The organism is Protofrankia sp. Cr1 (genome assembly GCF_963555865.1).
In the GTDB taxonomy this organism is placed as follows: Bacteria; Actinomycetota; Actinomycetes; order Frankiales; family Frankiaceae; genus Protofrankia.
In genome coordinates this window covers 1-2,528 of record NZ_CAUVXO010000695.1, presented here as the reverse complement: position 1 = coordinate 2,528, position 2,528 = coordinate 1, and the positions used below count along the sequence as shown (strand labels likewise).

3 protein-coding genes are annotated in these 2,528 nt (G+C 72.7%); 1 reads left to right on the top strand and 2 read right to left on the bottom strand.

All coding sequences use genetic code 11. The features are described 5' to 3' along the window. Nucleotides 1-132: 132 nt before the first annotated feature. Both U9980_RS28150 and U9980_RS28145 read right to left on the bottom strand, forming a co-directional pair. Nucleotides 133-1,329: an RNA polymerase sigma factor gene (locus U9980_RS28150; RefSeq protein WP_322770695.1), complete on the bottom strand. Its 1,197-nt coding sequence runs from the start codon at nucleotides 1,327-1,329 to the stop codon at nucleotides 133-135. A gap of 5 nt (nucleotides 1,330-1,334) precedes the next feature. Then, nucleotides 1,335-1,745: a YciI family protein gene (locus U9980_RS28145; protein WP_322770694.1), complete on the bottom strand. Its 411-nt coding sequence runs from the start codon at nucleotides 1,743-1,745 to the stop codon at nucleotides 1,335-1,337. Between the two features lie 157 nt (nucleotides 1,746-1,902). On the opposite strand from U9980_RS28145, the gene U9980_RS28880 reads away from it, so the two are divergent. Continuing rightward, nucleotides 1,903-2,331 (top strand): VOC family protein, encoded by a 429-nt coding sequence (locus U9980_RS28880; RefSeq protein ID WP_416210423.1) that lies wholly within the window; start codon nucleotides 1,903-1,905, stop codon nucleotides 2,329-2,331. The last annotated feature ends 197 nt before the right edge of the window (nucleotides 2,332-2,528 follow it).

The window sequence follows — 2,528 nt, the reverse complement described above, 5'->3', positions numbered from 1 at the left end:
CGACACCCTCGTCGCCGCACAGTTCCGCACCGCCCACTTCCCGCAGATCACGACCCTCGAGGACTTCAACCTCGACCACGTGCCCTCGCTGCGCCGCGACGTCCTCGCGCACCTGGCGACCGGCACGTTCATCTATAGCTCGGCGGCCCGCGCGCGGACGGCCTGACGGATCAGGTGGTCGCGCTCGGCGACGTCCGTGGCCCGGCGGGCGGCCTGCGTGTACGCCGCGCCGGCGGCCGGCAGATCGCCGTCGAGCTCGTGCAGGTGGCCGCGGACCGCATGCCACCGGTGGCGGTCGCCGAGCACCTCGCGCAGCCGGTCGGTCTCGCGCAGCCCCGCGACGGCACCGAGCACGTGGCCGACCGCGACAGCGCGGCCCAGCACAGCGGCGGGGTCCTGGTGCACCGGGTCGCCGGTGAGGGCGACCAGGTCGTCGTACCAGGCGAGGATCTGCGGCCAGTCGGTCTCCGCGGCGCTTGCCGCGTCGTCGTGCAGGGCGGCGATGGCGGCCTCGACCTGGTACCGGCCGGGGCGCTCCAGCGCCAGCGCTGACTGCAGGACGCGCACGCCCTCAGCGATCTCGCGGGTGTCCCAGCGGCCCCTGTCCTGCCGGTCGAGGGTGACGATCCGGCCCTGCCCGTCGAGTCGCGCCGGGAGCCGGGCGTGGTTGAGGAGCATCAGCGCGAGCAGCCCCCGCGCCTCCGGTTCCTCGGTGGCGAGGGTGAGTTGACGGGCGAGCCGGATCGCCTCGGCGGCCAGGTCGACCCGCCCCGCGTGCCCGGTCGTGTAAACGAGGTACAGGACGCGCAGCACGACCGCGAGGTCGCCGGGCTCGTCCAGACGGCGCCCGCGCAGGCTGCGCTTGGCCCGGCTGATCCGCTGCGCCATGGTCGCCTCCGGGACGTAGAAGGCGTCGGCGATCTCCCGGGTGGTCAGGCCGCCGACCGCCCGCAGGGTGAGCGCCACCTGGGAGGCGGGCGCGAGATCGGGATGGCAGCAGCAGAAGAGCAGGAAGAGGGCGTCGTCTCCGGTCTCGGTGGTGGGCGACTCAGGCTCCGGCTGTTCGTGCAGCGTGTCCTCGCGAACGCGGCGGGCGGCATCGCTGCGGCGCGCGTCGATCAATCGCCGGGTCGCGACCGTGGACAGCCACGCACGCGGGTCCTGCGGCGGGTGCTCGGGCCAGACGCGCAGCGCCTCCATGAGCGCCTCCTGCAGCGCGTCCTCGGCGGCATCGAAGTCCTCGCCGCGGCGGACCAACCCAGCGAGCACCCGGGGGACGAGGGCGCGCAGCTCACCCTCGTCCACCCGGTCCGTCGGCTGGCCGGACACGCCGGTCAGACGCCGGACGCCGGAGCGGTCATGACCTCCCGGACGTCGATCCACTCGTAGAGCGGCTTGGCGCCGGGGCCGGGCTCGGAGGAGACGTAGGCCGCGATCTCCAGCGCGCGCTCGTGGGACTCCACGTCGATCATGTACCAGCCGGCGACCAGGTCGCTGGTCTCGGGATGCGGGCCGTCGGTGGTGACCGGCGCGGCGTCCGGGCCGCCGTAGCGCACCCAGGTGCGCGCGGGCACGAGCGCCTGGGCGTCAACGTACTCGCCGCGCTCCTCGAGGAGCTCCGCGACGTGGCGGAGGAAGGCCATGTGCGCCTCCACGTCCTCGGGGGCCCACTGGTCCATCGGGGGCACGGGACGGTGCGGCTCCGGGCCGCCGCGGTAGTGCTTGAGCAGCAGGTACTTCGGCATGGTGATCTCCTGATGTCGCGGCCGCGCCTTTCGCGGCCCTCGCCTGGTGAGCGGAGCCGGTCAGAGGTTCTCGACATGGAATCACGCATGAGGAGTTGTTCTCCGTCACCCGCTCCACGGTCTACCGGGCCCTCGCGCGCGCTCGCACCACGACCGCCTGACCGGGCACGGCCGCTACCCTGCACACTTCGGGCCAGCGTGGGGAGCCCCTAGCCGGCAAGAGCCGGCAGCCGCCAGCGCTGAGTCGAACGCACCGGCGAACACGCCTGGCATCCGCCACATCACGTTCGCCGTCGAAGACATCGAGGACGTCCTCGCCCGCCTGCACGCCCACGGCGTCGCTGGTGGATCTCGCAGGTCCGCGGCAGGAGCGGATGACAGGATGGGCTTTAGCCCATACCCTTCGATGGGAGGATGTGCGCAGCGATGGGAAGCACGTTCGACGACTACGCAGCTGGGGTGGAAGCCCGACTTTGGACACCCTCACCAGGCTGGCGGCCCCCCTCGGTGTCCGACTCGCGATCGTCGATGCCGATGGACGCCCCATCTCCGCCTGAACCGCGCCGGCCCCGACTACCCGGTGTGATCACGCATGCCCGCGGCCGGATCCAGCCCCACCGGTAATCCTCACCTCAGATCGCGGGGTAGTAGCGGCGTCTCGGGTCGCTGGGGCTGGTGCCGATCCCCCGGACGAGTCCGCGTTCGGTGAGGGCGTTGAGGATTGCCTGGTCGGTTTCATCCATGGTCGGCGCGGCGACGCGGGTGGTGAACAGGGTGACGCGG